Genomic DNA, 25,631 nt, shown 5'->3' with positions numbered 1-25,631 from the left:
CACGGGTTATTGACGCCGAGGATGAAACTGTATTTTCATGATGTCAACAAAGATAAAAGCTGCATTTCATAAGGGAGGCTTGGGCCATGCCGGCGAGAGCCAAGGCCGCGACGCTCGAAACGCTGACCCAGCGAATCCATCGCGTCTACGACAGCCTGCCCGAGGGCGAGCGCAAGGCGGCCGACCTGGTCCTCGACATGCCCGGCGAGCTGGCGACCTGGGCGGCGTCCGAGTTGGCCGAACAAGCGGGGATCTCGAACGCAACCGTCTCGCGCTTCGTTCGACGCCTGGGCTACCGATCCTACGAAGAGGCGCGACGGGCCTCGCGCGCGATGCGAGCGTCGGGCTCGCCGCTCTATCTCGCCGAGGGGGGGCAGCGGACCGGAAAGCCCGCAAGGACGCTCGAACGCGCCATCGAGATCGAGAAGGCGCTGATCGACGCCTCGGTCGGGATGCAGAACCCCCTGACGATCGACGCCGTGGCGACGTGCCTGGCCGGGGCGGCCCGGCTGCGCGTGGCGGGTTTTCGCAACAGCTATTTCCTCGCGGAATACGCGCGCACCATGATGGCCCAGTTCCGGCCCGGGGTCGAAATGCTCAACGCGCCGGGGCAGACCCTGGCCGAGGGCATCGCGACGGTCGGGCCCGGTGATGCGGTCCTCATCGTGGGCCTGCGCCGGCGGCCGGCGGGCTTCACGGATTTCGTGCGCGCGGTTGCGGCGACGGGCGCCGATGTGGTCCTGCTCGCAGATCTCAGCATCCGTGGCGCCCCGGCCGAGGCGCGCTGGACGCTGAACTGCGCGGTTGAAACACCCCAGGCGGTGGATTCATATGTCGGTGTGCTGGCGATCCTGCGCACGGTCGCGCTGGTGATGCTCCAGCGCCTCGACGCGAGGGGACGCCGTCACCTCGAGCGCATCGAGCAGATCCACGCGAACCTGTCGGAGCTCGAGTAACCGGTGCAGTAAAGCCAAGGCGCCCGGTGGCACGAATAGCGCCGGCGCCGGTTGAAGAAGATCAAGGCGCAAGACGCGCGACCTGCTACCTTCGGGCATGAGCCTCGTTCTCCTCGTCCTCCTGGTGCTTGGCATCATCCTGGCCATGTCGCGTCAGCGCCGGGCCGAGGCGCGTATCACGCGGCTCGAGGACCATGTTGAACGCCTCCAGCAGGTGATCACGGCGCTGCGCGCGCGGGATGCTGCCGATGCAGGCGCCGAGGCCGCGCCATCCCCCGCGGCCGGACCTTCACCCGCAGCCGAAGAGCCGGAACTCCCATTTGGCGAGCCGGCAGGCGCCCCGGAGCATGCCGGCACCCCGGAGCAAGGCCCCGACCACCCGGCCGGGCCCGAGACGCGCGATGAGCCGGAGCCCGTGCCCGCACGCGCGCGCGCACCGCATGTCGCCCGCGGGCCCATCGGAGGGGCGCCCGTCACGGCCAAGCCGAGAAAGGCGGCCTCGCTCGAGGAGACGCTCACCTCGCAGTGGATGGTCTGGCTCGGCGCCCTCGCGGTCGCTCTCAGCGCGGTCTTCCTGTTCAACTATGCCATCGAGCAGGGGTGGCTCGGACCGCTCGCGCGCGTGACTCTCGGGCTTTGCCTCGGCGCGGCGTTGATCGCGGGCGGTGAATGGGTTCACCGGCACCCGATCGCGGCCGTTGGACGGGTGGCGCGCGCCGATTTCGTTCCGGCGGCGCTAACGGCGTCGGGACTTTTCGCGCTGTTCGTCAGCCTCTTTGCCGCGCACGCCCTTTATGGCCTGATCGGCAGTTGGGCCGCATTTCTTGCGCTGGGCCTCGTCAGCTTCCTCGCGCTGGCTCTCGCGCTGCGGCAGGGGTGGTTCGTGGCGCTCGAGGGGTTGGTGGGCGGCTTCCTCGTGCCGGCCCTGCTGGAGAGCGAGACCGCCAACGCCCTGCCGGTCTTTCTCTACCTGACGATCGTCTCCGCCGGCTGCCTTGGCCTGATGGTCTGGCGCAAATGGTGGTGGCTCTCTTTCTTGACGATCTTCTTCGCCCTGGTCTTCTGGCCCGTCGCCTGGCTCGCCGGACCGTGGCGGCTGGGGGATCAGGGCGTTCTCAGCGCCTACGCCCTTATCCTGTCGGCGCTGTTCGCGCTGTTCAGCGTGGGACTGCCGGTGAAGAACCCCGGCACGCCGGCGACCGCATGGCTTCGCGCGGCGCTGGCAGATACCTCGGGCCTCGGGTTCACGCTCAGCGGCGGCGTGCTCGTCTTCCTCGCGATGGTCTGCGAATTCAACGCGCCCGCCTTCGTCTTCCTGGGGCTTTATGCCGTCGCGGGCATTGGCTTCGGCCTGCGCCGCGCCGCGTTCGAGAGCCTCGCGGTCCTTGGCGCGCTGGTGAGCGCGGCTGCCTTCGGCCTTTGGCCGCCACCCTATGACGTGAGCGTGCCCGACGAACTGGTGCGGCTTGGCGTCGATCGATACGCCACGGCCTTCGGCCCCTATGTCATGCCGCCCGAGTTCATCGTCTTCGCGCGGAGCGCGCTTGCCTTCGCTGCGGTTTTCGGGATCGGCGGCTTCCTCGCGATATGGCGCGCCGGCACGCCGGCGGTATGGGCCGTCCTCTCGGTGGCGATGCCGCTCTACCTGCTGACGCTGGCGTATTGGCGGATCGGCGCGTTCGAGGTGGAGGTGCGCTGGGCCGTACTCGCAGTCGGGCTCAGCCTGTTCAACATGGCGGCCGCGGCCCTCGTTCCCGCTCGCATCGGCCCGCGAGCACGCGATGTCGTCATCGGTTTTTATGCTGCAGGATCGACCGCCGCTCTGGCGCTGGCCTTTACCTGCGTGCTGCGGGAGGCATGGCTGACCGTCGCGCTCTCGCTCGAGGTCGCGGCGCTCGGCTGGCTGTGGGCAAGGTTGCGCGTGGACGAGCTGCGGCTGGTCGGATATCTGGCCGCTGCGGCAGTGATCTGTCGCCTTGTCCTCAATTATCAGATCATCGAGTATCAGGGATCCGTTGGAGGGCTTTTCAGCTGGGTCGTCTATGGCTACGGCATCCCGGGGCTGGCATTCATTGCCGCCGCGAGGTTCTTCCGCCGCGACAAGCCGGACCCGCTGGTCACGCTTTGCGAGATCGCGGCCACCGCCTTCCTGTTCCTGATGGTCGCGCTCCAGCTGAGGATCTGGACGTCGGGCGCAATCGACCACCCGCGCTACGACCTTTTCGACCAGTCGGTGCAATCTGTGTGGTGGCTGGTGGGGGCAGGGATGCTGCTCAGGCGCGAGCTCGCGGCACGGGTTCCGTGGGCCCGCTTCGGGGGGATCGCGCTGCTTGCGCTTGCCTGCGCACAGATCCTGCTCGGACAGGTGCTGGGGGAGAACCCGCTGCTGAGTGCCGAGCCGGTAGGCGCGCTCCCGGTTCTGAACCTGCTCGGCCTCGCCTACCTGGTGCCCGCTGTGATGATCTGGTTCCTGGGGTCGGTCGACGGCTTCCTCATCGGCCTGCGGCCGCGCCAGCTTTTGCGGGTTGCTTCAGGGGGCCTCCTCTTCGTCTTCATCACGTTGCAGGTGCGCCACCTGTTCTGGGGAAGCGAGTTATGGCTCGCGCCGACGCGGAAGCCGGGCGATGCTGAGATCTATGCCTATTCAGCGGCCTGGATCCTTTACGCGCTCGCGCTTCTGGGCCTTGGGATCCTCCACAAGGCGTCGTTCCTGCGCTACGCGTCGCTCGCGGTGCTCATCGTCACGGTTCTGAAGGTGTTTCTCTACGACATGTCCGACCTGGTCGGGCTCTTCCGCGTGGCGTCGTTCCTGGGGCTGGGGCTCACGCTGATCGGCATCGGCTACGTCTATCGCCGCTTCGTGTTCCGCGAGTGATCCTGCGCCGCGCACGGAATCGCAGCGCCGGGCACACGCCAGCGCCGCTCCTGCAGATCCGTCGAATTCGTGGGATGGTCCGTTCAGATCGTCTTCTGCATTTCAAGCAGGAACCAGGCGAGTGCACTGCCGCAAATCGTCACCGCCCAGATCAAGGGGTCATTCATGGCGAACCTCCTTATGCCGTCCGTGCGCAGATGCTTGGGTCTCTGCATCTCGACAACATTTTACGCCGCAAATGGTTCCGTGTCCGACATAATCTTGTCCGACCCCCTGGATTTTCGGGGGGTTTGATGCGGGCTGGGGCGCGAAAGCGGTGAAGCGCACCGGGATTCGTTTCGGCGAAGATCGAAATCGGTCGAGGCTCTGACCCATGATAGTTCAAATTCTGTAATTAGTTAGGAGTCGAAGCTCACACAGATATTCACCTAGGCGTCGCCGACACGACACTCATTCATTGCAGCACTTTGACGTCGAGAGATTGGCTGGGGGACCAGGATTCGAACCTGGACTAACGGAGTCAGAGTCCGCTGTTCTACCGTTAAACTATCCCCCAGCAGGACAGTCGCGCCGCGCGGGTGGCGGCGTGGTGGGCGGGACATAGCCGTGGCCGGGCGGGCTGTCAACCCGCCCCGCGAGGTGGCTCGGCCTGGCTCAGTTGAAGGCGAAGCTCAGCGTCATCGTGCCGCCGAAATCGACGTAGTCGTTCGATCCGATGCCCGAGGTGTTCGCCTCGATCCCGAACAGGCCGCCGGCGAACGGCACCGCGACGCCCAGCCCGAAACGGCCCGAGGCGCCGTCATCGACTTTCGAGAGCGAGCCCGCATTATCCGCAGTGAACTCGACGCCCGCGGCAAGCCAAGTTTGCAACGGCGTGCCGCCCATGTCGAAGATCGTGCCCGCCCGCGTTCCGAGGTAGCTGCGGAACAGCGTGTAGTCGTCGCTCGGCATCACCGTGCCGAACTGGTCGGTGTAGGATTCGGCCCAGTCCTGGGTGATCGAGACGCTGAGCCGCGGGGTCAGGGTGATCCCCGCGAGCATGTAGGACGCGGTGAGCCCCAGGCCCGCCGTCAGGCGGTCCGAGTCCCAGGAGGCGATCTGCCGGCCATCCGTCGTGTCGGTGTCGTTGAATGTATAGGCAATGAAGCCATCGACCGCGAGGCCGGCGCCCAGCCGATACCCGCCATAGAGGCCAAAGCCGAAGCTCTGCGCCTCGAACTTGCCGCTGATCCCGCTGAGCTCGGTATTGGTGTCGGTTTCGCTGTAGCCGCCGAAGAACCCGGCAGCCATCTTCTCGGTCGCGAGGAAGTCGATGCCGGCGAGGATCGAGCCGGCCACACCATAGGCCGAGGTTCCCGCGAAATCGAGGTAGCGCACGTCGTTTTGCACCCAAACCTGGTTCTGCGGCGTCAGCGCATGCGCGTCTGCCGGCGAGAACGGCGCAAAGCGCGCGGCGATCGCGCTGCCCACGGCATTCTCGTAGGCGGTCGTCTGTTCGTTCATTCCGGTGGTCGTCAGCGCCCGCTGCACATCCTGCGCCATGGATTGCGCCGGAACTGCCAGCGCGCCCGCACTGATCAAGATGGCCGCGCCCGTTGCCCCGCGGGTGCTGCCCAAGCTGGAAATCTTGCCCATTTATTCCCCCAACAACGCAAATACCTCACGTTGCGAGGTCTAACCGCTGCACCGGCCTTCCGCCACGTTAGCGTGACCGATGCCGCGATTTCAGGCGGGAGTGTTGCTCAAGCGTTGAACAGGAAGTGCAGCACGTCGCCGTCGGCGACCCGGTAGCTCTTGCCCTCGACCCGCATCCGACCCGCGTCCTTCGCACCGGCCTCGCCGCCATTGGCGATGAAGTCGGCATAGGCGATGGTTTCGGCCCGGATGAAGCCGCGCTCGAAGTCGCCATGGATCTCGCCTGCGGCCTGAGGCGCCAGCGTGCCCTCACGGATCGTCCAGGCGCGCGCCTCCTTGGGGCCGACCGTGAAATAGGTGATCAGCCCAAGCAACTCGTAGCCCGCGCGGATCAGCCGGTCGAGTCCAGCCTCCTCGAGGCCGAGCGCCTCGAGGAACTCGGCCCGTTCCGCATCGGGCAGCTGCGAGATTTCTTCCTCGATCTTGGCCGAGATCACGACGGACCCGGCGCCCTGTTCCGCCGCGAAGCTCGCGACCCGCCCCGAGAGCGCGTTGCCGCTTGCCGCAGCATCCTCCTCGACGTTGCAGACGTAGAGCACCGGCTTGGCGGTCAGCAGCTGGAGCATGCGCCACGACTTCAATTCGTCGGGGGCGATTTCGACGGTTCGGGCAGGGCGCCCGGCCTCGAGCGCTTGGCGCGCGCGGATAAGGAGGCGCTCCTGTTCGATCGCCTCCTTCTCGCCGCCGCGCACCTTGCGCACGATGTTCTGAAGGCGGCGCTCGACCGACTCGAGGTCGGCGAGCATCAGCTCGGTCTCGATCGTCTCGATATCCGCCAGCGGGTCCACGCCGCCGGCGACATGGGTCACGTCGTCATCCTCGAAGCAGCGCACCACATGGGCGATCGCGTCGACCTCGCGGATGTTGGCAAGGAACTGGTTGCCCAGTCCCTCGCCCTGAGAGGCGCCTTTCACCAGGCCGGCAATGTCGACGAAGGTCAGACGGGTCGGAATGACCTGCGCGGATTTCGCGATCGCCGCCAGCTTGTCCAGGCGAGGGTCCGGAACCGCCACTTCGCCCACGTTCGGCTCGATGGTGCAGAACGGGAAATTCGCTGCCTGCGCCGCGGCCGTGCGCGTCAGCGCGTTGAAGAGCGTGGATTTTCCGACATTCGGTAGCCCAACGATGCCGCATCTGAAGCCCATGTCGCGCCCCTTTTTCAACCGTCGCGGGGCCTGTGGCACGGGTCGCGCGAAAGGTCAAGCAGGGCGCCGCCACGCTCTGAAATTGCGTGAAACATTCTGTCCTTTCCATGAGATGGAATTCCGCGGTGTGGATATGAGCGGGCGCGCGACCTATCCCCTTCCTATCGGGCGGCCATGACGATCGGCACCCGCAAGAAACCCGAAATAGGGGAAGGGGACGAACACAATGAGCGTGAAGCGAAAGATATTGATCCTCGGGGCGTCCTACGGGTCGCTCCTGGGCATGAAGCTTGTGCTGGCGGGCCACGACGTGACGCTGGTCTGCCTGCCGGCCGAGTCGGAACTGATCAACTTCGAGGGCGCGCGCGTGCGCATTCCGGTGAAGGGTCGCGAGGGGCTGGTCGAGCTCGACTCGCGCAACGCTTCCGGCCGCCTGCGCGCCGCGGGCACGGCCGAGGTCGACCCGGCGAAATTCGACCTTGTGGGTCTTGCGATGCAGGAGCCCCAGTACCGCTCGCCCGGGGTGCGAGAACTGCTCGACCGGGTTGCGCGCTCGCGGGTGCCAGCCATGTCGATCATGAACATGCCGCCGCTGCCCTATATCGCGCGGCTGCCGGGCGTGGATGTCGCGACCATCCGCGACTGCTACGCCGATCCATCGGTCTGGGACAGCTTCGATCCGGCGACGATCACGCTGGCCAGCCCCGACCCGCAGGCGTTCCGCCCGCCCGAGGAGCAGGTGAACGTCCTGCAGGTCAGCCTCCCCACCAACTTCAAGGTGGCGCGCTTCGCGTCGGACGAGGCGACGGCGATGCTGCGGGGCCTCGAGGCCGACATCGACGCGATCCGGTTCCCGACGGCAGAAGGCGCGGTCGAGCTTCCGGTGAAACTGCGGGTCCACGACTCGGTCTTCGTGCCGCTGGCCAAGTGGGCGATGCTCCTGACCGGCAACTACCGCTGCGTGACGCCTGACGGGCCGCGCGCCATCCGCGACGCGGTCCATGCCGATCTCGCCCAGTCGGCGGACGTCTACGAGTGGGTCTGCCAGGTCTGCGAGGCCCTGGGCGCCGCGCGCCAGGACCTCGTACCCTTCGAGAAGTATGCGAACGCCGCCAAGGGGCTTGCCAAGCCGTCTTCGGCTGCACGCGCGCTTTACGCCGGGGCACCGGCGATCGAGCGTGTCGACATGCTGGTCCAGCGTCTCGCGGCGCAGAAGGGCATGCACCACCCGGTGGTCGACGAGACCGTCGCGCTGGTCAACGCGAAGCTTGCCGAGACCCGCGCGGCCGCCTGAGCCTTATCACCAAGGGTCCCGGCATCGCGTCCGGGGCCCGATAACGGCCGTTTCCCGTGGTCAGTCCTTCCGGCTGAACTTGGCCAGAAGCTGCGCAAGGGGGCCGTCCGGGGCGGCGGCCTTCGCCGCCTCGACGCGCTTGCGCGCCTCCTTCGCCTTGGCGTCGGCCATGCGTGCCTGGCGGGGCGCGCCGGTCGCCGCCTGAGGCGCGCGCTCGGGCTTCCTGAGAGGTTGAAGACGCAGCGCCACGGCGTTCTGAAATCCCGAGAAATCGCCGGCCGCGAGCTTCTCAGCGCCGTCCGCGACGCCGCGCATCAGATCGTCGAGCCATTCGCCGTCGGCCTTGGCGAAATCATGCAGGACATAGCCTGCGACCCGGTCCTTGTGCCCCGGATGCCCGATGCCGAGGCGCACGCGGTGATACGCCTCGCCGATATGCTGGTGGATCGAGCGCAGCCCGTTATGCCCCGCATGGCCACCACCGGTCTTGACCCGGCATTTCGCCGGGGCGAGGTCCAACTCGTCGTGAAAGACGACCACGTCGGCGGGTTCGAGTTTCAGATAGCGCATCGCCTCGCCGACCGCCTGGCCCGACAGGTTCATGAAGGTCATGGGCTTGAGCAGCACGACCTTCTCGGCGCCGAGACGCCCCTCGGCCACCTCGCCCTGGAACTTCGACCGCCATGGCGAGAAACCATGCGCCGAGGCGATCGCCTCCACGGCCATGAAGCCGATATTGTGGCGATGGCCAGCGTATTGCGCGCCGGGATTGCCGAGGCCGACAAAGAGCTTCATGCGCGTCCCCCGAAGCGAAAAGGGCGCGCCGGACGATGCCGCGCGCGCCCCGTGGCAGCCGGTGCGGCGCTCAGCCGTTGTGCTCGCGGATCTTCTCGGCGGCTTCCTTCGAGAAGGCGACGCCCGCGTCGGCCAGCGCCTTGTCCAGCTCGCCCGACAGAGTCATCTCGGTGATGATGTCGCAGCCGCCGACGAATTCGCCCTTGATGTAGAGCTGCGGGATCGTCGGCCAGTCCGAGAAGGTCTTGATCCCGTCCCTCATCTCGGCCGAATCCAGCACATTCACGTCCTTGAAGGGGACTTCCATGAAGGTCAGGATCTGCGCGACGCGGCTGGAAAATCCGCATTGTGGCATGGACTTGGTGCCCTTCATGAACAGCACCACGTCGTTCTGGTCGACGGTGTCCTTGATCTGGGCGTGGATGTCGCTCATGGCGATTGGCTCCTGGCAGGGCTTAGTCCGGGGCGCTCGTCTGGAGGGCGAGCGCGTGAAGCGGTGCGTTCTGGCCTTCGAGGATGCTCTTCAGCGCCTGGTTCACCATGCGCTGCTGCTGCACGCGGTTCTTGCCGCGGAATTCCTCGGCCACCACGGTCGCCGCGTAGTGGTTTCCGTCACCCGCAAGGTCGCGGATCTCGATCCGTGCGCCGGGAAATGCCTCGCGCAGAAGGTGTTCGATCTGGGCAGCTTCAACGGGCATTCGGGGCTCCGTGGCGGGCGACATTGCTCGTGATGTAAATGTTGCCTTGCGCAGTGGCAAGGCCCGGCGCGGCGTCAAAGGCGCCGGGGCAGGTGGCGCAGGCTGATCAGCCCGCAGACCAGCATCAGGCCCGAGAGCGCGATGAAGACGACGCCCAGGCCGAACCATGTCAGAAGCACGCCATAGACGAATAGCGGCGCCAGTTCGCTCACATCCATGTAGGTCCGGTAGACGGCCGTCATCTCGGGGCGCTCGTGGACGTGGACCGCGCGGTAGAAGGGCACCGCCCCGATCGCGTCGAGCCCCGAGGCCGCGAATGCGCCGACCAGCAGGAAGCCTGCCGTCCACCAGGGCGCGGTGACCCCGGCGACGCCGGCACAGAAGACCGAGACCGCGAGGATGGCGAAGCAACTGACGATCGCGCCGCGCACGCCGATGCGACCGTTGATCCGCTGCCACAAGAGCGCGCTGATCAGAAGGGCGTTGCCGGCCGAGATGACATAGGCGCCAGCCGCCTTTCCCTCGCCCGCCGCGACCATGGTGATCGGGACATAGACGAAGAAGGTCACCCAGAAGCACGACCGGCCGAACGCGATCGTCCAGGCCAGCCGCAGTCGGGGCTGCGCAAGAAAGCGGCGGACGTTGCGCAGGGGGTTCGAGGGGGCGATCCGTCCGGGCACGATGACCTTGTTCTCGGTCAGCCGAAAGTACCAGAAGACGGCGATCAGGATCGTCGACCAGGCGATGCTCCAGACATAGACGCCCGCGGGGCCGATGCCGGTGTAGAGCCAGACGCCGATCGTGGGTGCGCTCGACCAACCGATGGTCGAGATCGCCATGCGCGTCGCATCGTTGCGCACGAAATCCTGCTTTCGGATGAAGTCCATCACGTAGAGGCTGAGCGCAATGTTGAGGCAGGAAGTGCCGAACACGCGCAGCAGCATCCCGGTGGCCTGGCCGCTCACCGTCTGGCTCCACAGCGCCAGGTAGGCCACGCAGAGGGCCAGCGCGCCGATCGTGTAGGTCCAGCGCCGCGACAGCCTGCGGATCATGACCGGGATCGCGAAGCTTGCCGCCAGCGCGACCAGGCCGACCGCGGTGTAGAGAAAGCTCACCTGGCGCTCGTCGGCCAGAAGTTCATAGGCCTGCAGGGGCACGATCGTCGCTGTCGAGGCCCGCGCCATCGTCTCGAGCAGGAACAGCGTGGCGAAGGTCCGCACGCCCGGCGATGGCGTCGCGGATAGCCAGATGGGATGGCGGACATTCAGGGCCATGTGGGCGTCCGGGTTTGGCCGCTAGGTGCAATGACCTGGGCCGTGGAGAGGGATCCGGGCGCGAGTCGGCCGGCAAGTGGCGAAATCTGAAACGGGCGGCGCGATGTTCGCTACCTCGCGGGCGTCAACTTTGGTCGAGACTTGACCTTTCTGCACCGGGGCGGGCACCCGGCCGTCACTGGCGCTTGCTTCCAGCCGCGCGCTCGTCGAGGGTCGTCCGACGATACGACAGGGGGAGCAGGCGCGATGCGCGATCGGATGATACGACCCGAGGAGACCTTGGGCGAAAGGTTGGTGGCCTGGCTCGAATTGCTGGGGATCGACACCGTCTTCGGGATCCCGGGCGTCCACACGATCGAGATGTATCGCGGCCTTGGCCAGAGCCCGGTGCGCCACCTCACCCCGCGCCACGAGCAGGGCGCAGGCTTCGCCGCAGACGGCTATGCCCGCGCATCGGGCCGCGTTGCGGCGGTCTTTGTCATCACCGGGCCCGGTCTCACCAACATGCTGACCCCGATGGCGCAGGCGAAAGCCGACAGCGTGCCGATGCTCGTGGTCTCGGCGGTCAACGCCCGGCCCGTGTTGGACCTGGGTGAGGGCGACCTCCACGAGGTTCACGATTCGCGCGGGATGACCGAGCATGCGGCGGTCTTCAGCCATCGGCTCAGCGATCCCGGCCAGCTGCCGGCCGTGCTCGCCCGCGCCCTCGCGGTGTTCGAGGGCGCGCGTCCCGGACCGGTCCACATCGAGATCCCCCGCGACCTGTTCGGCCAGCGGGTTCCCGCCGCCGAGCTGCAGCGCCCCGTGCCGGTGGCAGCCCCCGCGGCGTCGGGTGCCGCATGCGACCGCGCCGCCGAATGGCTGGCCGCGGCCACGCGCCCGCTCATCATCGCCGGCGGCGGTGCTGTGGGCGGGTCGGGCGCCATCGCCGATCTCGCCCGGCGGCTCGACGCCCCCGTGGTGATGACCGCGAATGCTCGCGGCCTCTTGCCAGGCGGCGATCCGCTGGCCGTTTCGGCCAGCCCGTCGCTCGAGGCGGTGCGCGCGCTGGTCGCGGAATCCGATGTCGTGATTGCGCTCGGGACGGAAATCGGCCGCACCGATTTCGACATGTACGACCACGGCGACTTCTCGGTGCCGGGGCGCCTGATCCGCGTCGACATCGACGCGGCCCAGCTTCATCGGGGCGCGCCGCCCGCCATCGCGATGGTGGGCGATGCCGGCGACGCGGCGGGCGCGCTGCTTGCCCGCCTCGGCCCGCCCTCGGCGCAGGCGGCGGCAGGGGCCGGGGCGGCGCGCGCGGCCGCCACGATGCAGGCCGCGACCGAGGAGATCGGGCCGAAATATCGCGCCTGCGTCGATTTTCTCGACACGGTGCGTGCTGCGCTGCCCGAGGCGCCGCTGGTGGGCGATTCCACCAACGCGATCTATGCGGGCAACCTGCTGCACGGGCTGCCGCGGCCGCGGCTCTGGTTCAATGCGGCGACCGGCTACGGCGCGCTGGGCTACGGGCTGCCCGCGGCGATCGGTGCCGCGCGCGCAATCGACGGTCCCGTGGTCTGCCTCGCCGGCGATGGCGGGGTCCAGTTCACGCTCACCGAACTTGGGCTCGCCGTCGAGGCCGGGCTGCCGGTGATCCTGATCGTCTGGAACAACCGCGGATATGGCGAGATCGCGCGCTACATGGATGCGGCCAAGGTGACGCGTGTGGGTGTCGACCTCGTGACGCCTGATTTCCTCGCGATCGCCCGGGCCTATGGCGCCGCGGCGGTCAGGCTCGAGTCGGTCGGGGCGCTGACCGGCATCCTGGCCGACGCGGCGCGCACCCCGGGGCCGACCGTGATCGAGCTCGACGAGGCGATGGTGCTGGGCGGCTGAGGGCTGCCCTCCTCAGCCGTCCTGGCGCAGCTGGCCGGCCGCGAAGACCTTGTAGCTGGCGTAGTACTTCAGGATGTTGCGCACGTAGATCACCGGCTCGCGGCTGACGCTGCGTGCGGTCGCGATCTCGACATGGCCGAACCATCGGTTGGGGTCGAGGCCCATCTTCTCGGCCTTTCGTCGCGCCTTCGAGATGTTGCCGGGCCCCGCATTGTAGGCCGCGAACGAGAAGAGCGCCTGGTCGAGGGGCGTCATCGCTGGGTCGCTGAAGTATCGGTCGCGCACGAAGCGCAGGTACTTCACCCCGGCTTCGACATTGGGCTCGGCAAGGTGGATGTCGCGGACCCCGACATTCGGGTCGCGCGCCGTCTGCGGCATCACCTGCATGATGCCGACGGCGCCGGCGCGGCTGCGCTTGGACTGGTCGAGCCGCGATTCCTGGAAGCCCTGGGCCGCGATCAGGATCCGGTCGAAGTCGTACTGATCGGCGTATTTCGCAATGATGCCGATGGTCTCGCGAAAACGCTCCTGCGCCTCGGGCTCCATCGCGTTCTTCAGCCGCTCGCTGTCCTCGAGGTGGCGCTTGCGCAGCGTGTTGCCGAGCAGCGTTCCCTTGCGGAACCGGGGCACGATCTCGTTCAGCGCGGCCAGCAGTTCGGGCGCGTCGGGCCGCACGGCCATCGCGATCTTGCCGCCGCGGGCGACCGCGATGTCGTCGCGCACTGTGAGATCGCCAAAGACCTTGGCGTAGAGCGGCGCCATGTGGCTATCGAAGATCGCGAGCGGGAAGGTTCCCGCGCTCACCAGCTCGAGGATGTCGGGATCCTCAAGGTTCTCGTCGACCGCAGTCACCGGGATCGGCGCGAGCCCCTTGGCCTCGCGCTCGGCGTTCAGCGCGATGACATGCTCGTGATAGCTGCTCGACTTGCGCAGGAACACGCCCGTGCCGACGAGGTCGTCGACCGAGGTGATCTCGGGCGCCTTCGGCCCGGTCACCACGATCTCGTCGACCTCCTCGATGGTGGGGTCGGTGAAGGCGACCACGGCGGCGCGCTCGGGCGTGATGGTCAGCATCGCCGCCACGGCGTCGACCCGGCCCTCGAGCAGACCCGGGATCAGACGGTCGCGCGCAACCGGCGCGATGAGCATCGTCAGGTCGCGTGCGGGCTTGCCCAGCTTCTTGCGCAGCGCGGCCTCGAGCTCGGCCGCCGCCTCGACGATGAGGCCGCGCTGCTCGATCGTCCGGCCCCGGTCGGCATGCTCGTAGCGGAAAAGCACCGGGTCCATGCCGGTGCCGAGCCGCAGGAAGCCGCGCTCGACGATGCCGTTTAGGTCGCCGGTCCAGGGCTCGGCCACGGCGGCGACGAGCTCGTCATCGGCTAGCGCCGTGGCAATGTCCTCGCCGTCCTTCAGGACGCCCGACTGGGCAAGCGCGATCCCGGGCAGGGCGGTCGCGGCCGACAGGAGGCCCAGCGCCCGCCGGCGCGTGACGAGGGGAAATGGCGAATCCTCAGGCATGATCCAGGCGCTCCCTCGACGACCGCCGGATCCGCTGCGTTCCGCTGGTTGAGTCGGCTTCGCGTCAGACGGCGACTCGTGGCTTCAGAAGCCTGAAACCATGACAGATTTCGCGGGCGCGCACCACTGCGCCGAAGGGCGCTTCGGGCAGTGGTCGATTCTGTCCGCGACGCCGCGCGCCGCGCCTCAGCCCAAGATGCGCTCGACGATCTCGCGGGTATTCCTCGACAGCGCGGGCGCCGCGGCGATCCGTTCGAGCTCGGCGCGCATCAGCGCCTGGCGGCCCGGCTCGTAGCGCCGCCATGTCTCGAAGCATCCCGCGACGCGCGCGGTCGTCTGGGGGTTCACCGGGTCGAGGCGCAGGAGCCAGTCGGCGACCAGCCTGTAGCCCGCGCCATCCGCCGCGTGGAAGCCCACCGCGTTGCCGACAGCAAAGCTTCCGATCAGCGCACGGAACCGGTTGGGGTTCTTCCATTCGAAGGCCGAATGACCCGTCAGCGCCTCGACCCGCGCCGCGGCGTCCTTCAGCGGCGCCGTCGCCTGCACCGTGAGCCACTTGTCCAGCACCAGCGGGTCGTGCTCCCACGCCTTCAGGAACGCGTCCAGCCGCGGTGTCGCGCCGGGCGCGTCGGCGTGAACCAGCACAGCAAGCGCGGCGATCCGGTCGGTCATGTTGTCGGCCGCGTCGAACTGCGCCTCGGCCGCGCGATGCGCCTCGGGCGTGTCGGCGGCCAGCATCAGCGCAAGGCAGCGGTTCGCGAGCGCCCGGCGCCCCGCGGCGCCTGCATCCGGCGAATAGGGGCCCGTCACCGCCATCCGCGCCCGAAGCGTGGCCAGCGCCTCGCCCAGTGCGCCGCCGAGATGGGCACGCATCGCGCGCAGCGCCTCGTGGATGGCATCGGGATCCGCAAGGCCGCCCCGCGTCACCACCTCGCCGGCCATCTCGTCCTCGCCCGGCAACTCGAGCGCCAATGCCCGGAAGGCCGGATCGAGGCTGTCATCGGCCAGCAGGCGGCCCAGCGCCTCGGCCCAGGCGTTCGGGATCGTGCCCCCCGCGATCAGCCGAAGCGCGATCGCCACCGCGTAATCGCGCCCGGCTTGCCAGCGGTTGAAGGGATCGATGTCATGCGCCAGCAGGAAGGCACGCGTCGCGTCGTCGAGCTGCCTCTCCAGCGTCACCGGCGCCGAGAAGCCGCGCAGCACCGAGGCCACCGGCCGTGCCGGCAACCCCTCGAAGCGGAACGCCTGTTCCGCCTCGCGCAGCTCCAGCACCCGCGTCGGCACCAGTTCGGCACCATCGGGGCCGATCAACCCGGTCGCGACCGGGATCACAAGCGGCGCCTTGCTGTCCTGTCCCGGCGTGGGCGGGGTTTGCTGGCGCAAGGTCAGCGTGTAGGTCCCGCCGTCCCAGTCCTCGGACATCGACAGCCGCGGCGTGCCCGCCTGGCTCCACCAGCGCGCGAAATCCGACAGGTCACGGCCCGTGGCATCCTCGAAGCACTGGCGGAACTGCTCGATGGTGCAGGCCTCGCCGTCATGGCGCTCGAAATAGAGGTCCAGCGCTTTGCGGTATCCGTCCTCGCCCACCAGGGTGCGCAGCATCCGGATCACCTCGGCGCCCTTCTCGTAGACGGTCGCGGTGTAGAAGTTGTTGATCTCGATGTATTCCTCGGGCCGCACCGGATGGGCCAGCGGCCCCTGGTCCTCGCGGAACTGGCGCGCGCGCAGCAGCTTCACGTCGTCGATGCGCTTGACCGGCTCCGAGCGCTCGTCACCGGTGAAGCACTGGTCGCGGAAAACCGTGAGCCCCTCCTTCAGGCACAGCTGGAACCAGTCTCGGCAGGTGATGCGGTTGCCGGTCCAGTTGTGGAAATACTCGTGCGCGACGATCGACTCGATGCGCTCGTAATCCGCATCCGTCGCGGTCTCGGGGCTCGCGAGCACGTACTTCGAGTTGAAGATGTTGAGCCCCTTGTTCTCCATCGCCCCCATGTTGAAGTCGTCGACCGCCACGATCTGGAAGACGTCGAGATCGTACTCCCGGCCATAGGCCGTCTCGTCCCAGCGCATCGAGCGCTTGAGCGCATCCATGGCGTAGGCGCACTTGTCCTCGTCGCCGGGGCGGACCCAGACGCGCAGTTCGACCTCGCGGCCCGAGGCCGTGGTGAAGCGGTCCTCGTGGGCGACCAGTTCGCCTGCGACGAGGGCAAAAAGGTAGGCAGGCTTGGGATGCGGATCGTGCCATTCGGCAAAATGGCGCCCGCCGGGAAGACCGCCGGTGGCGCCCGGGTTGCCGTTGGACAGCAGGACCGGATAGTCGGCCGCGGCCGCCTCGATCCGCACGGTGAAGGGGGCCATCACGTCGGGGCGGTCGGGATAGTAGGTTATCTTGCGGAAGCCCTCGGCCTCGCATTGCGTGCAGAACATGTTGCGCGACAGGTAGAGGCCCTCGAGCTCGGTATTGGTCTCGGGGTCGATCTCGGTCTCGCATTCCCAGGTAAAGCTGTCGCCGGGCAGGGCGGCTGCGGGCACGGTCAGCCCCTCGGCGTCGAAGCTCAGCGCCTGCTGGTCCAGCGGCGCGCCGTCGATGCTGGCCCCGACGAAGGTCAGCCGCCGGCCGTCGAGCCTCAGATCGGGCCGCGCGCCTTCGGCCTGCGAGTTGCGCCGGAAAGCGATGCGCGCCCGCACCCGGGTCGCTCGCGGTGCCAGGTCGAAATCGAGCCTGACCTGCTCGATCATCCATGCGGGCGGCCGGTAGTCTGCAAGGCGGATCTTGCGGTCGGCTCCGGTCGCGGTGTCCGTGCGCATCTGCTCTGTCTCCTTGTCGCTGGCCCGACTGAGATAGCGGCTCGGCGCCGCGGTTCCCAGCCCCTTCCGTGACCACGGCGCATCCGTTAGAAGGGGCGCGCGAAAAAGCCGCCGGAACCGAAGCGGGCAGGGCAGAGGCATGCGATGACGACGCGAGCGGCAAGGGACAAACGGGTGCGCGCCGCTAGCGGCGGCGGAACGCGCGGGTCGGCCTCGGGGCAGGGCAAGGCACGCGGACGCCGCGCCTCAAACGCTGGCAAGTCGGGTGCCGCGCAGCCTGTCGGTCCGTGGCGGCTGCGAACCTTTGCTCTGATCGCGGCGCTCCTTGCCCTCCATCTCGCGATCAACGCGCTTGCGCTGATCCCGGTGCATTTCGACGAGGCGCAATACTGGGCCTATGGCCAGGAGCTCGCCTGGGGCTATTTCTCCAAGCCGCCTCTCGTCGGGTTCGTCATCCGCATCGCGACAGACCTGGGCGGCGACACGCTGTTCTGGCTTCGCTTTGCCAGCCCGCTCGCCCATGCCCTGATCGCGCTTGGCATCTTCGCGGTGGGCGCGCGGCTCTTCGACGGCCGCGTGGGCTTCTGGGCGGCGGCGGGCTACAGCCTTGCGCCCGGCGTCGGCGTCTCGGCGATGATCATGTCGACCGATCCCGTCGTTATGGTCGCACTTGCCGGCGGGCTCTACGCGCTGGTCCGTGCGGGCGAGACCGGGGATGCGCGCTGGTGGGCCGCCGTGGGCGTCGCCTTCGGCCTGGGCATGCTGGCGAAGTACACGATGCTCGCCTTCGCCGCCGGCGCGCTGGGCTACGGGCTCTTCTCGGCGCGCGAGCGCGACCTGCGCGGCACGGCGATCGCAGTTGCCGTGGGCCTGGCGGTCTTCGCGCCGAACCTGCTCTGGAACGCGGCCAACGGCTTTGCCACTGTCACCCATGTGGCTGAGGACGCCAATCCCGGCCGGGGCTACTTCAACCCGGGCAAGCTGGCCGAGTTCACCGGCGCACAGCTTGGCGTGATCGGGCCGGTCTTCTTCGCCGCGCTCCTGCTCGCCCTCTGGCGGCTCGGCAGCTGGCGGGACGACTGGCGCATGCGGCTGCTGGCCTGGCAGTGCTATCCGCTGCTGGTTGGCATGATCGCGCTCAGCTTCGTCACGCGCGCGCAGCCGAACTGGGCCGCGCCGGCCTATGTCGCGGGCTCGATCATCGCCGCGCGCCTGCTGGTCGATGCAGGCTGGTGGCGCGGCCTCAAGGCGCAGCTGGCGATCGGCGCGGCGGCGCTTGTCGCCGTGGTCGGGCTGGCGCTGGCCTATGCCACGATGCCGCTCGATCTGCCGCGTTTCGCCGATCCCTTCAAGAAGATGCGGATGTCCGAACCGTTCTGCGCCCTGGCCCTCGGCGCGATGGCCGAGGAGGGCGCGCAGGTGCTGCTCTCGAACGACCGCCGCCGTTTGTCCGAGTGCATGTTCGAAGGCGGGCTCACCTGGGATGACATCGCGGTCTGGAACCCGCTTCTCAACCCGCAGAACCATCACGAACTTGTCGCGACCCTGCGGCCGGGGGATTCGCGCAGCATGCTGCTGGCGATCCACGGGGGCGCCGAGAACATCGTGAGCGCGTTCGACGAAGCCTACGAGATCGACGCGGGCACCTTCCCGACCCATTCCGACCGCGAGGCGCCCTACCAGCTCTGGTTCTTGCAGGGTTTCCGCGGCTACGCGGCCCCCTGAGGCGTCAGGGGGCGACCAGGTCGAGGTAGATGGGGCGCGGGTCGAGCTCCTCGAGCCCGCCACGCGCCCAGAGCCGCAGCGCCTCGGGCGCGCCGGACCCCGGCGGGGTGCCGATCACCTCGCCGAACAGCTCGCCGTCACCGGGCGCCGCCCATTGCGCGCTTCCGGCGCGGCCGACCTCGGCGTCCAGGAATGCCAGGAAGGCGTCACCCTCGCCGCGCTTCGACTGAATCGCAGCCAGGCGGTAGATCTCGGCCGAATATTCGAAGGGATCGAGCTGTCCCGCCGCCCGCAGCGCGCCGATCGCCGCCTCGGACCGCCGCCACGCCACGTTGAGCGCGCCGGCGCGCAGCTCGACCTCGGCCCAGATCGCGTGGTGGCGCGCAAGCCCGCCGCTGGCCGGGCCAAACTGTTTGAGCACGACGGGCAGCAGCTCGGCCATGATTTCGCGCGCACGCCACGGCTCGGCCCCGTCCGCAAGACAAAGCGCCAGGCCCTGGCCCGCCTCGATCTTGCGAAGCCCCGCCGCCGGTTCGGCCAGGACCGCCTCGTAGAGCGGCGCGGCGCGTGTGCATTCTCCGGCCGCCGCCGCGGCCGCAGCATCCGACAAGGTATCCACCTGGGCCATGCCGGGCAGGGCAGTCCCGAGCCCCAGGACCAGGGCGGCGAGCCGAAGCGTCCCCGTCATGCCGGCCTCCATCCCGGTGCGCGGCGCGCGAAGAAGGCGCTGATGCCCTCGTCGGCCTCGCTCGTTTCCCACTGATCGGCCAGCGCCTTCGCCGTCGCCTCGAGCTCCGCCTCGCCGATGGGCGGCGAGAACCGGCGCACCAGCGCCTTCGACGCGGCGACCGCGCCCGGCGCCGCCGACAGGTAGGGCGCCACCTCGGCCTCGACCGCCGCGTCGAGCCCCTCGGGCGCGACCGCGCGCGTCACGAGGCCGATCCGCAGCGCCTCGGCCGCGTCGAAGATGCGGCCCGAAAAGAAGACCTCGCGTGCCCTCGGCGGCGTCAGGCGGGCGACGACATAGGGCGAGATCGTCGCAGGGATCAGCCCCAGTCGCACCTCGGTCAGCCCGAACTTCGCCCCCTCGGCGGCAACCGACGCATCGCAGACCGAAATCATCCCGATGCCGCCGCCATAGGCCTGTCCGTTGATCCGGCCGATCAGCGGCTTGGGCAGGTCGTTGAGCGCCTTGAGCATGCGCGCGAGGGTCAGCGCCTCAGCGATGCGGGTGGTGCGGTCGGCCTCCATCTGCTGGCGCATCCAGCCAAGATCGCCGCCCGCGCAGAAGCTCTCGCCCGCGCCCGTCAGCACCACCACGCGGATCGCCGCATCCGCCGCGATCTGCCGCGCAACCTCGGCCAACTCGGCGATCATCTGGGCGTCCAGGGAATTGTGCTTGTCGGTCCTGGCAAGCGTGAGCGTTGCGACGCCGCGCGCGTCGCACTCAAGCCGGATCGTCTGGAAAGGCATCGAGGTCACGTCTGAGATCCGCCACGAAGTTCTCTGCTTGTTTCAGCCTCTCCATGTCGAGGCCTGTTCTGTGGCCATTTTCGGCACACCAATTCGCCAATTTCGTGGTCGAGAGGTTTCCCTTGGCTCCCGGCGCGTAGGGACAGCCGCCAAGACCGCCGATGGCGCTGTCGAAAACCTGCAGCCCCTGCGCGACCGAGACGGCGACGCTCTCGAGCGCGCGGCCATTGGTGTCGTGGTAATGCCCTGCCAGCCGCGAGGCCGGGGCAACATCCAGAACGGCCTCCAGCATCGCGCCGATACTCGTTGGCGTGCCGCGCCCGACCGTGTCGCCCAGCGAGACCTCGTGGCAGCCCATCTCGAACAGCGCCGCGGTCACCCGCGCGACGGCGTCGGGCGCGATCGCACCCTCGTACGGGCAGACCACGATGCACGACACATAACCGCGTACCGGAATCCCATCGGCCTTCGCCGCCTCGGCCACCGGGCGGAAACGTTCGAGGCTCTCGGCGATCGAGGCATTGATGTTGCGCTGGCTGAAGGTCTCGGAGGCCGCGCCGAAGATCGCGACCTCGTCGGCACCCGCGGCGCGCGCGGCTTCGTAGCCCTTCAGGTTCGGCGTCAGCGCCGAATAGACCGTGCCGGGCCGCCGCGAGATCCCCTCCATGACCGCGGCGCCATCAGCCATCTGCGGCACCCATTTGGGCGAAACGAAGCTGGCCGCCTCGATCCGCTTGAACCCGCAGGCCGAGAGCCGGTCGATCAGTTCGATCTTGGCGGCGGCCGAAATCGGTCGCGCCTCGTTCTGGAGGCCGTCGCGCGGCCCGACCTCGACGATGGTGATGTCGGTCACGACGCGGGCTCGAGCGCGATCAGCAGCGCCCCCTCCGCCACCTGCTCGCCCGCCTTCGCGGCGACCTCGGCCACGGTCCCGTCGCGCGGCGCCAGCAGCGTGTGCTCCATTTTCATGGCCTCCATCACTGCCACCGCCTGGCCCGCGGTCACCGTGTCGCCCGGCGCGACCGCGACCGATTTGACAAGGCCCGGTAGGGGGGCAGCGATGTGGTCGCCGCCGCCCGGGTCCTCCGAGCCGCTGACCAGCGGATTGTCGCGCGCGAAGGTCAGCCTGCGGCCGGCCGAGGCCAGCGTCACGACCTCATCGGCCAGATGAACATGCACGCGCCGCGTACCCTCGCCGCTGGTGACCTGCCACAGCGTCCCGCCCAGCGGCGAGAGCCGGAAGCCGACCGCGCCCAGCGGCGTCTCGGCTCGCAGGCCGCCATCCTCGGGTGTCAGCGCGACCGTCAGACGCTCGTCGCCCGCCGTCATGATGACGAAGCTGCGCCCCGGTCCCCAGGCGCGCCAGCCGGTCATCTGCCGCGGCGCCATCATCCCGGTGATCGCGGCTGCCGCGATGCCAAGGTCCAGGGCACCGGCCTCGGGCCGCGCGGTCAGCGGGTCGATCCGGCGCGCAATCAGCCCGGTGTCGATCCGGCCTGCCAGCATGTCCTCATCGGTCGCCAGCGCGCCGAGGAAGGCGATATTGGTCACGCAGCCCCGCGCCTCGGTCGCGGCCAGCGCATCGGCGAGTTGCCCGAACGCCCCGGCACGGTCGGGCGCCGCGGTGATCACCTTGGCGATCATCGGGTCGTAATGCGGGGTCACCGTGTCGCCCTCGGCTACGCCCGTGTCGACACGGGCGCCGCCGGGGAAACGCAGCATCGAAAGCCGGCCCGTCTGCGGCATGAAATCGCGGGCAGGATCCTCGGCATAGATCCGCGCCTCGACGGCATGGCCGTTCAGCGGGATCTGGTCCTGCGCCAGCGGCAGGGGCTCGCCCGCGGCGACGCGCAGTTGCCACTCGACCAGGTCGAGGCCGGTCACCGCCTCGGTGACGGGGTGTTCGACCTGCAGGCGGGTGTTCATCTCCATGAACCAGAACCCGTCGGGCCTGAGCGCGCCCGAGCCATCGACGATGAACTCGACCGTGCCCGCGCCGCGATAGCCCACGGCCTCGGCCGCGCGCGTCGCGGCGCGCGTCATGGCGGCGCGAACCTCGGGCGTCATGCCGGGGGCAGGGGCCTCCTCGATCACCTTCTGGTGGCGGCGCTGGGCCGAGCAGTCGCGCTCGTAGAGATGCACGATGTTGCCATGCGCGTCGGCGAAGACCTGGACCTCGATATGCCGCGGATTGAGGATGTACTTCTCGATCAGGACGGTCTCGTTGCCGAACGAGGACGCCGCCTCGGACTTCGCCCGCGCCAGCGCCTCGGCGAATTGCGCGGGGTCGTCGACGCGGCGCATGCCCTTGCCGCCGCCGCCCGCCGCCGCCTTGATCAGCACGGGGAAGCCGATCCTCGCGGCCTGCTCGGCCAGGAAGGCGGGGTCCTGGTCGTCGCCGTGATAGCCGGGGGTGACGGGAACGCCCGCATCCTCCATCAGCCGCTTCGAGGCGTCCTTGAGCCCCATCGCCCGGATGGCCGAGGCGGGCGGGCCGATGAACACCAGCCCCGCGGCCTCGACGGCCTCGGCGAAACCGGGGTTCTCGGACAGGAAGCCATAGCCGGGGTGGATCGCCTCGGCGCCGGTGTCGCGCGCGGCGGCCAGGATGCGCTCGGCCTTGAGGTAGCTTTCAGCCACGGGGGCGGGGCCGATGCGAACGGCCTCGTCGCAGGCCAGCACATGCTGGGCATCGGCATCGGCGTCCGAATGCACGGCGACGGTCGCGATGCCCATGGCACGGGCGGTGCGGGCGATGCGGACGGCGATCTCGCCGCGATTGGCGATGAGGATTTTCCTGAACATCTCAGTCCTTTAGGGCATCGAGCTCGGCCTGATGAAGGGCCGCGCTGTCCTCCGAGAAACAGCAGAAGATCACCTGACGGATGCGCGGCTCGGCAACGAGCACGCCCGCCACCGAGTTGACCGCGATCTTTGCCGCCTGTTCGGCGGGAAAGCCGTAGATGCCGGTCGAGATCGCGGGAAAGGCCACCGTCCGGCAGCCCTTCTGGGCCGCGAGCTGCAGCGATCGGGCATAGGCCAGCGCCAGCAGCGCTGCCTCGCCTTGCTCGCCGCCGTGCCAGACCGGGCCCACCGCGTGGATGATGCGCGTCGGCGCCAGGGCGTAGCCGTCTGTGATCACCGCGTCGCCCGTGGCGCAGGGGCCGATCGCGGCGCATTCGGCGGCCAGTTCGGGCCCAGCCGCACGGTGGATGGCGCCGCAGACGCCGCCGCCGGGCGCGAGGCTCTCGTTCGCGGCGTTGACGATGGCGTCGACCATCAGTTCCGTGATGTCGCCGGTGTGGACCGTCATGCGTGTCATGGCGCGTTCCTCCCGTTCAGCCGCACCAGCTCTCGCGCCTGCCGCCCGAATAGGGCCGCGCGAGGCCGGCCTCGATCATGATCCCGGCGACGTCTTGGCCATCGAGCGTGAGCCGCCCCAGGTGCCGCCCATAGCGGTCGCGGCCCGACAGCGTCAGGCGCACCTCGCCGGCCCGCAGGATCCTCCAGGTCAGCAGCCCGGTCGCACGGGTTCCCAGCACCCATTCCGAGACGCAGCCCGGCGAGAAAACCTCGGGCGTGTCGAAGCCCGTCAGCCGAACCGAGCCGCCCGGACGCCCCGGGCAGATCGCCCGCACTGTGTCGCCGTCGGTCACCCAGACCACCCGGCAGCGCCCATCGGGCAGCGCCTCGGCGCCCGCCTCCAGCAGCGCGATCGCGCCCGCGGCCAGCACGGCGAGGATCACGACCGTCCGCCAGGGGCTGCGCGTTCGCCGGCCGCCCCGGCCCAGCCTTGCCTTGGGTCGCCATGACACGCCTCACATCCGGAACACGCCGAAGCGTGTCTCCGGGATCGGCGCGTTGAGCGCCGCGGAAAGCGAGAGCGCCAGCGCCTCGCGCGTCTTGGCGGGGTCGAGGATGCCGTCGTCCCACAGCCGCGCCGAGGCGTAGAGCGGATGGCCCTGGTGCTCGAACTGCTCGATGATCGGGCGCTTGAACTCGTCCTCCTCCTCGGGACTCCAGGCCCCGCCCTTGCGCTCGATGCCCTCGCGGCGCAGCGTCGCCAGCACCCCGGCGGCCTGGAAGCCGCCCATCACCGAGATGCGCGAGTTCGGCCAGCTCCACAGGAAGCGCGGCGAATAGGCCCGTCCGCACATGCCGTAGTTCCCGGCGCCGAAGCTGCCGCCGATGATCAGCGTGAGCTTGGGCACCTCGGCGCAGGCCACCGCCGTCACCAGCTTGGCGCCGTGGCGCGCGATGCCCTCGCTCTCGTATTTCCGCCCGACCATGAAGCCGGTGATGTTCTGCAGGAACAGCAGCGGAATGCGCCGCTGGCAGCACAGCTCGACGAAGTGCGCGCCCTTCACCGCGCTCTCCGAATAGAGGATGCCGTTGTTGGCGATGATGCCCACCGGCTGGCCCTCGATCTCGGCGAAGCCGCAGACCAGCGTCTCGCCGAAGCGGCGCTTGAACTCGTCGAGGCGTGAGCCGTCCACCAGCCGCGCGATCACCTCGCGCACGTCGAAGGGGATGCGCGTGTCGGGCGGCAGGATGCCGTGCAGCTCGGCGGGATCGTAGAGCGGCGCGTCCCCCCCGGGCAGCCCCGCATGGCCGCCGGCGCCCAGATGCCCGACCGCCCGGCGCGCCAGCGCCAGCGCGTGGGCGTCATCCTCGGCCAGCGTGTCGGCGACACCCGACAGGCGCGTGTGCACGTCGCCTCCGCCCAGGTCCTCGGCCGTGACCACCTCGCCGGTCGCGGCCTTCACCAGCGGCGGGCCCGCCAGGAAGATCGTGCCCTGGTTGCCGACGATGATGGTCTCGTCCGACATCGCGGGGACATAGGCGCCGCCCGCGGTGCACGACCCCATCACCACCGCGATCTGGGCGATGCCGGCCGCGGACATCCGCGCCTGGTTGAAGAAGATCCGCCCGAAATGGTCGCGGTCGGGAAACACCTCGTCCTGCCGCGGCAGGTTCGCGCCGCCAGAGTCGACCAGATAGATGCAGGGCAGGCGGTTCTGCGCGGCGATCTCCTGCGCGCGCAGGTGCTTCTTCACCGTGACGGGGAAGTAGCTTCCTCCCTTCACGGTCGCGTCGTTCGCGACCACCATCACCTCGCGCCCGCGCACCCGGCCGATCCCGGCGATCATGCCCGCGGCCGGGGCTTCGCCGTCATACATGCCATGCGCGGCGAAGAGCCCGACCTCCAGGAAGGGCGAGCCGGGATCCACGAGCCGCTCGACCCGCTCGCGTGGGCTCAGCTTGCCGCGCGCGGTGTGGCGCGCGGTGGCCTCGGGGCCGCCGCCGGCAAGCGCGGTCTCGGCGGCGGCGCGCACGGTCGCCAGCGCCTCCTGCATCGCGCGGGCGTTTGCGGCAAAGGCCTCGGAGCGGGCCGAGACCCGCGAGTGAAGAACGCTCATGTCAGGTCCCGCTGTTGAGATAGGCGTGAGGACGCAGGGTTATTCCGCCGTCGCGTTTCGGCAGGATGGCGGTATCG

At 69.0% G+C, this 25,631-nt stretch carries 20 protein-coding genes and 1 tRNA gene; 5 read left to right on the top strand and 16 right to left on the bottom strand.

What is annotated here, in order from left to right:
* The first annotated feature begins 86 nt into the window (after positions 1–86).
* Positions 87–956, top strand: coding sequence for a MurR/RpiR family transcriptional regulator (locus H0I76_RS02525; RefSeq protein WP_200606582.1), 870 nt, complete (start codon positions 87–89; stop codon positions 954–956).
* A gap of 97 nt (positions 957–1,053) precedes the next feature.
* Positions 1,054–3,831: a DUF2339 domain-containing protein gene (locus tag H0I76_RS02520; RefSeq protein WP_200606580.1), complete on the top strand. Its 2,778-nt coding sequence runs from the start codon at positions 1,054–1,056 to the stop codon at positions 3,829–3,831.
* Between the two features lie 482 nt (positions 3,832–4,313).
* On the opposite strand, the gene H0I76_RS02515 is transcribed toward H0I76_RS02520, so the two are convergent.
* From H0I76_RS02515 to ychF, 3 genes are all read right to left on the bottom strand, one after another.
* A tRNA-Gln gene (locus H0I76_RS02515) sits at positions 4,314–4,387 on the bottom strand.
* Positions 4,388–4,485: 98 nt separating this feature from the next.
* Positions 4,486–5,373, bottom strand: a complete 888-nt coding sequence (locus H0I76_RS02510) for an autotransporter outer membrane beta-barrel domain-containing protein (protein ID WP_200606578.1) — start codon at positions 5,371–5,373, stop codon at positions 4,486–4,488.
* A 200-nt stretch (positions 5,374–5,573) separates the two neighbouring features.
* Positions 5,574–6,671, bottom strand: coding sequence for a redox-regulated ATPase YchF (gene ychF / locus H0I76_RS02505; protein WP_200606576.1), 1,098 nt, complete (start codon positions 6,669–6,671; stop codon positions 5,574–5,576).
* A gap of 226 nt (positions 6,672–6,897) precedes the next feature.
* On the opposite strand from ychF, the gene H0I76_RS02500 reads away from it, so the two are divergent.
* Complete coding sequence (locus tag H0I76_RS02500) at positions 6,898–7,965, top strand: ketopantoate reductase family protein (protein WP_200606574.1); 1,068 nt, start codon at positions 6,898–6,900, stop codon at positions 7,963–7,965.
* Positions 7,966–8,025: 60 nt separating this feature from the next.
* Here H0I76_RS02500 and pth read toward each other — a convergent pair whose 3' ends face one another.
* From pth to H0I76_RS02480, 4 genes are all read right to left on the bottom strand, one after another.
* Positions 8,026–8,760, bottom strand: a complete 735-nt coding sequence (gene pth / locus H0I76_RS02495) for an aminoacyl-tRNA hydrolase (RefSeq protein ID WP_200606572.1) — start codon at positions 8,758–8,760, stop codon at positions 8,026–8,028.
* A gap of 70 nt (positions 8,761–8,830) precedes the next feature.
* Positions 8,831–9,193 (bottom strand): Grx4 family monothiol glutaredoxin, encoded by a 363-nt coding sequence (gene grxD, locus H0I76_RS02490; protein WP_200606570.1) that lies wholly within the window; start codon positions 9,191–9,193, stop codon positions 8,831–8,833.
* Positions 9,194–9,215: 22 nt separating this feature from the next.
* Complete coding sequence (locus tag H0I76_RS02485; protein ID WP_200606561.1) at positions 9,216–9,458, bottom strand: BolA/IbaG family iron-sulfur metabolism protein; 243 nt, start codon at positions 9,456–9,458, stop codon at positions 9,216–9,218.
* A 74-nt stretch (positions 9,459–9,532) separates the two neighbouring features.
* Positions 9,533–10,732, bottom strand: coding sequence for an MFS transporter (locus tag H0I76_RS02480; RefSeq protein WP_200606559.1), 1,200 nt, complete (start codon positions 10,730–10,732; stop codon positions 9,533–9,535).
* A gap of 246 nt (positions 10,733–10,978) precedes the next feature.
* On the opposite strand from H0I76_RS02480, the gene H0I76_RS02475 reads away from it, so the two are divergent.
* Positions 10,979–12,610, top strand: a complete 1,632-nt coding sequence (locus H0I76_RS02475) for a 5-guanidino-2-oxopentanoate decarboxylase (RefSeq protein ID WP_234455057.1) — start codon at positions 10,979–10,981, stop codon at positions 12,608–12,610.
* Positions 12,611–12,622: 12 nt separating this feature from the next.
* Here H0I76_RS02475 and H0I76_RS02470 read toward each other — a convergent pair whose 3' ends face one another.
* Together H0I76_RS02470 and pepN are read right to left on the bottom strand one after the other, a co-directional pair.
* Positions 12,623–14,128, bottom strand: a complete 1,506-nt coding sequence (locus H0I76_RS02470; protein WP_200606557.1) for an MltF family protein — start codon at positions 14,126–14,128, stop codon at positions 12,623–12,625.
* Between the two features lie 186 nt (positions 14,129–14,314).
* Positions 14,315–16,936 carry an aminopeptidase N gene (gene pepN, locus H0I76_RS02465; protein WP_200606556.1) on the bottom strand — a complete coding sequence of 874 codons (2,622 nt, stop codon included), beginning with the start codon at positions 16,934–16,936 and terminating at the stop codon, positions 14,315–14,317.
* Between the two features lie 144 nt (positions 16,937–17,080).
* Here pepN and H0I76_RS02460 point away from each other — a divergent pair, with 144 nt between their 5' ends.
* On the top strand, positions 17,081–18,661 hold the full coding sequence (locus tag H0I76_RS02460; protein WP_200606554.1) for an ArnT family glycosyltransferase: 1,581 nt from the start codon (positions 17,081–17,083) through the stop codon (positions 18,659–18,661).
* Between the two features lie 4 nt (positions 18,662–18,665).
* Here the strand turns inward: H0I76_RS02460 and H0I76_RS02455 are convergent, their stop codons facing one another.
* Genes H0I76_RS02455 through H0I76_RS02425 form a run of 7 tightly spaced genes read right to left on the bottom strand, consistent with a single transcriptional unit; the run spans position 18,666 to position 25,554 of the window.
* Complete coding sequence (locus H0I76_RS02455) at positions 18,666–19,349, bottom strand: hypothetical protein (RefSeq protein WP_200606552.1); 684 nt, start codon at positions 19,347–19,349, stop codon at positions 18,666–18,668.
* Entirely contained in the window at positions 19,346–20,134 is a 789-nt protein-coding gene (locus tag H0I76_RS02450) for a crotonase/enoyl-CoA hydratase family protein (RefSeq protein ID WP_200607811.1), read from the bottom strand. The genes H0I76_RS02455 and H0I76_RS02450 overlap by 4 nt, the downstream gene beginning before the upstream one ends.
* Complete coding sequence (locus tag H0I76_RS02445; RefSeq protein ID WP_200606550.1) at positions 20,109–20,987, bottom strand: hydroxymethylglutaryl-CoA lyase; 879 nt, start codon at positions 20,985–20,987, stop codon at positions 20,109–20,111. Before H0I76_RS02445 ends, H0I76_RS02450 begins: the two co-directional genes overlap by 26 nt.
* Positions 20,984–22,939, bottom strand: a complete 1,956-nt coding sequence (locus H0I76_RS02440) for an acetyl/propionyl/methylcrotonyl-CoA carboxylase subunit alpha (protein WP_200606548.1) — start codon at positions 22,937–22,939, stop codon at positions 20,984–20,986. The genes H0I76_RS02445 and H0I76_RS02440 overlap by 4 nt, the downstream gene beginning before the upstream one ends.
* A 1-nt stretch (position 22,940) precedes the next feature.
* Entirely contained in the window at positions 22,941–23,456 is a 516-nt protein-coding gene (locus H0I76_RS02435; protein WP_234455056.1) for an O-acetyl-ADP-ribose deacetylase, read from the bottom strand.
* Positions 23,457–23,472: 16 nt separating this feature from the next.
* Positions 23,473–23,949, bottom strand: a complete 477-nt coding sequence (locus tag H0I76_RS19650; RefSeq protein ID WP_200606546.1) for a thermonuclease family protein — start codon at positions 23,947–23,949, stop codon at positions 23,473–23,475.
* Positions 23,950–23,952: 3 nt separating this feature from the next.
* Entirely contained in the window at positions 23,953–25,554 is a 1,602-nt protein-coding gene (locus H0I76_RS02425; protein ID WP_200606538.1) for a carboxyl transferase domain-containing protein, read from the bottom strand.
* Between the last annotated feature and the right edge of the window lie 77 nt (positions 25,555–25,631).

Source organism: Thermohalobaculum xanthum, assembly GCF_016623495.1.
Lineage (GTDB): Bacteria > Pseudomonadota > Alphaproteobacteria > Rhodobacterales > Rhodobacteraceae > Thermohalobaculum > Thermohalobaculum xanthum.
This window is presented reverse-complemented; position numbering and strand designations above follow the sequence as displayed.

Excerpts from the sequence above, each read along its gene's own strand:
- H0I76_RS02485 (WP_200606561.1), bottom strand. The coding sequence starts at position 9,458 with ATGCCCGTTGAAGCTGCCCAGATCGAACACCTTCTGCGCGAGGCATTT.
- H0I76_RS02440 (WP_200606548.1), bottom strand. The coding sequence starts at position 22,939 with ATGTTCAGGAAAATCCTCATCGCCAATCGCGGCGAGATCGCCGTCCGC.
- H0I76_RS02480 (WP_200606559.1), bottom strand. The coding sequence starts at position 10,732 with ATGGCCCTGAATGTCCGCCATCCCATCTGGCTATCCGCGACGCCATCG.
- H0I76_RS02435 (WP_234455056.1), bottom strand. The coding sequence starts at position 23,456 with ATGACACGCATGACGGTCCACACCGGCGACATCACGGAACTGATGGTC.
- H0I76_RS02475 (WP_234455057.1), top strand. The coding sequence starts at position 10,979 with ATGCGCGATCGGATGATACGACCCGAGGAGACCTTGGGCGAAAGGTTG.
- ychF (WP_200606576.1), bottom strand. The coding sequence starts at position 6,671 with ATGGGCTTCAGATGCGGCATCGTTGGGCTACCGAATGTCGGAAAATCC.
- pth (WP_200606572.1), bottom strand. The coding sequence starts at position 8,760 with ATGAAGCTCTTTGTCGGCCTCGGCAATCCCGGCGCGCAATACGCTGGC.
- H0I76_RS02425 (WP_200606538.1), bottom strand. The coding sequence starts at position 25,554 with ATGAGCGTTCTTCACTCGCGGGTCTCGGCCCGCTCCGAGGCCTTTGCC.
- H0I76_RS02455 (WP_200606552.1), bottom strand. The coding sequence starts at position 19,349 with ATGACGGGGACGCTTCGGCTCGCCGCCCTGGTCCTGGGGCTCGGGACT.
- H0I76_RS02500 (WP_200606574.1), top strand. The coding sequence starts at position 6,898 with ATGAGCGTGAAGCGAAAGATATTGATCCTCGGGGCGTCCTACGGGTCG.
- grxD (WP_200606570.1), bottom strand. The coding sequence starts at position 9,193 with ATGAGCGACATCCACGCCCAGATCAAGGACACCGTCGACCAGAACGAC.
- H0I76_RS02510 (WP_200606578.1), bottom strand. The coding sequence starts at position 5,373 with ATGGCGCAGGATGTGCAGCGGGCGCTGACGACCACCGGAATGAACGAA.
- pepN (WP_200606556.1), bottom strand. The coding sequence starts at position 16,936 with ATGCGCACGGACACCGCGACCGGAGCCGACCGCAAGATCCGCCTTGCA.
- H0I76_RS02470 (WP_200606557.1), bottom strand. The coding sequence starts at position 14,128 with ATGCCTGAGGATTCGCCATTTCCCCTCGTCACGCGCCGGCGGGCGCTG.
- H0I76_RS02450 (WP_200607811.1), bottom strand. The coding sequence starts at position 20,134 with ATGCCTTTCCAGACGATCCGGCTTGAGTGCGACGCGCGCGGCGTCGCA.
- H0I76_RS02460 (WP_200606554.1), top strand. The coding sequence starts at position 17,081 with ATGACGACGCGAGCGGCAAGGGACAAACGGGTGCGCGCCGCTAGCGGC.
- H0I76_RS02525 (WP_200606582.1), top strand. The coding sequence starts at position 87 with ATGCCGGCGAGAGCCAAGGCCGCGACGCTCGAAACGCTGACCCAGCGA.
- H0I76_RS02520 (WP_200606580.1), top strand. The coding sequence starts at position 1,054 with ATGAGCCTCGTTCTCCTCGTCCTCCTGGTGCTTGGCATCATCCTGGCC.